The 2470-nt window shown below is 67.6% G+C and carries 3 protein-coding genes and 1 pseudogene; 3 read left to right on the plus strand and 1 reads right to left on the minus strand.

Annotated features, from left to right (window positions below; translation table 11 throughout):
• The 3 genes from B1A74_RS13750 to lpxA all read left to right on the plus strand — a co-directional run.
• On the plus strand, nucleotides 1–538 hold a 538-nt coding region (locus tag B1A74_RS13750), incomplete at its 5' end, for a UDP-3-O-(3-hydroxymyristoyl)glucosamine N-acyltransferase (RefSeq protein WP_143592268.1).
• A 61-nt stretch (nucleotides 539–599) separates the two neighbouring features.
• A complete protein-coding gene (gene fabZ / locus B1A74_RS13755; protein WP_018947806.1) occupies nucleotides 600–1058 on the plus strand; it encodes a 3-hydroxyacyl-ACP dehydratase FabZ in 459 nt (152 codons plus the stop codon).
• Nucleotides 1055–1837 (plus strand): acyl-ACP--UDP-N-acetylglucosamine O-acyltransferase, encoded by a 783-nt coding sequence (gene lpxA / locus B1A74_RS13760; protein ID WP_018947807.1) that lies wholly within the window; start codon nucleotides 1055–1057, stop codon nucleotides 1835–1837. Before fabZ ends, lpxA begins: the two co-directional genes overlap by 4 nt.
• A gap of 133 nt (nucleotides 1838–1970) precedes the next feature.
• Here lpxA and B1A74_RS13765 read toward each other — a convergent pair.
• A pseudogene (locus B1A74_RS13765) lies at nucleotides 1971–2470 on the minus strand (lipid-A-disaccharide synthase); the annotation flags it as partial.

A 2470-nucleotide genomic window follows, 5' to 3' on the forward strand; every position in this document is an offset into this window, starting at 1 on the left:
CGATGACCGTGCCGGCGTGCGCGTACTCGACGGCGTGGTGCTGGGCGAGCGCTGTCTGGTGCACGCCGGCACGGTCATCGGGGCCGACGGTTTCGGCTTCGCGCCGGAAGACGGCACCTGGCTCAAGATCGAGCAGCTCGGCGCTGTCCGGGTCGGCAGCGACGTGGAGATCGGGGCCAACTGCACGGTCGACCGCGGGGCCGTGGAAGATACCCGGATTGGTGAAGGCGTGAAGATCGACAACCTTGTTCATGTTGCCCATAACGTCGAGATTGGAGACCATACGGCCATCGCCGGCTGTGTCGGAATCGCCGGCAGCGCCCGTATCGGTCGTCACTGCGCCATTGGTGGAGGGGCGGGGATCCTCGGCCATCTGAGCATTGCCGATCACGTGACGATCCACGCGATGACACTGGTTACGCGCAGCATCGATCATGCCGGGCACTACGCCTCGGGTGTTCCGCACCAGGAGGCCCGCCTGTGGAACCGGACCCTGGCCCGTCTGCGGCGCATGGGTCGGCGCGCGCGCGACACATAAAAAGCAGGGCATCCGGCGGCCCGGCGCGACAATACCCTAACAAGAACACAGGATACGCCCCGTGGATGCCCTCGACGTTCAGCAGATCATGCAGTACCTCCCCCATCGATACCCGTTCCTCATGGTGGATCGGGTGGTGGAGTGCGAACCCGGCGAGCATCTGGTCGGGCTGAAGAACGTCAGCATCAACGAGCCGTTCTTTCAGGGGCATTTCCCGGTCAAGCCGGTGATGCCGGGGGTACTGATCCTCGAGGCCCTGGCCCAGGCGACCGGGCTGCTGGCCTTCAAGACCGAGGAGGCGCGCGGCGTCAATCAGGACAAGCAGCAGCTCTACCTGTTCGTGGGCATCGACCAGGCGCGTTTCCGCCGCCAGGTGGTGCCCGGCGATCAGCTGGATCTGCGGGTGGAGCTGACGCGCACGGTGCGCGGGATCTGGCGCTTCGATGCCGAGGCGAAGGTAGGCGACGAGATCTGCGCCACCGCTGAACTGATGTGTGCGGGCAAGGAAATCGACGCGTGATCGATTCGCGGGCGGACATCCATCCGAGCGCCGAGCTCGACAGCTCGGTGGAAGTCGGACCGTTCTCGGTGATCGGCCCGAACGTGCGCATCGGCGCGGGGACCCGAGTCGGGCCGCACGTGGTGATCAACGGTCCGACCGAAATCGGCCGCGACAACCGTATCTTCCAGTTCTCCTCGATCGGCGAGGAGCCCCAGGATACCAGCTATCGCGGTGAGCCGACCCGGCTGGTGATCGGCGACCGCAACGTGATCCGCGAGTCGGTGACCCTCAGCCGCGGCACCGCCAAGGGGCTGGGCGAGACGGTGATCGGCCATGACAACCTGATCATGGCCTATGTGCACATCGCCCACGACTGCACCATCGGCAACGAGATCATCTTTTCCAATGCCACCTCGCTGGCCGGCCACGTGGAGATCCACGACAAGGCCACCCTGGGCGGCTTTACCCTGGTGCACCAGTTCTGCCGCGTGGGGACCTTCGCGTTCACCAGCATGGGCTCGGCGCTCAACCGCGACCTGCCGCCGTACTGTCTGGCCAGCGGTAACTATGCGCGGCTGATCGGCATCAACAAGGTGGGGCTGCGCCGCAACGGTTTCAGCGACGTGGCGATCCAGGGGCTGCACCGGGTGTTCATCCGCGGCATGCGCGGACGGGCCGGGCGCGAATCCCATCTCGACGCGATGCTGGCGGAGACCGATATCCCCGAGGTGCGCGACCTGATCCACTTCGTCCAGGGATCGCGGCGCGGCATCCTGCGGGGTGGTCGCCAGCACTGATCGCGGTTTTCGCGCGTAAGCGCGCTCCTGCAGGGGTACCGCATGGGGCGCACGGGGCATTTGTCGGGTTCCGGCATGCAGGGGCGGCCCTGGTCGCGAACCAGGGGCAAACGCGCCGAGCCCGCACGGGGCGTCAGTCGGCGGGCAGCAGGTGTCCGTGCTCCAGCATCTCGGCGGCCGCTGCGGCCACGCGGCGATCCGCGCCGCCGTCGCCCAGTCTTTCCCGTACCCGTGACAGGCGCTCGCGCATCGCTTCCAGGCGTTCCGGTTCCCGCAGCAGGGCGTCCGCATCCTCGGCGAGGCGTTGCGGCGTCGCGTCGTGCTGCAGGTATTCGGGGACGACCCCTTCCTCGGCGACGATGTTGACCAGAGCGATGTGCTCCAGGTGCACCAGCCGGCGGAACACCAGATGCGACACGGCCCCCATGCGGTAGAACACCAGCATCGGGGCGCGCAGCAGGCCGGCTTCCAGGGTCGCGGTGCCTGACGCGGTGAGCAGGAGGTCGGCATCCGCCATGATCGCGTGGGTCCCGTCCTCTTCACCGACATAGTCCAGTGGCGGCTCGCTGCCGGGCTCCCCGCCCGCGGCGGGTGAGGCGGCCAGCCCGGCGAGGCGCTCCGCGGTGACACCGG

Origin of the sequence: Thioalkalivibrio halophilus (assembly GCF_001995255.1) — a bacterium.
Lineage (GTDB): Bacteria > Pseudomonadota > Gammaproteobacteria > Ectothiorhodospirales > Ectothiorhodospiraceae > Thioalkalivibrio > Thioalkalivibrio halophilus.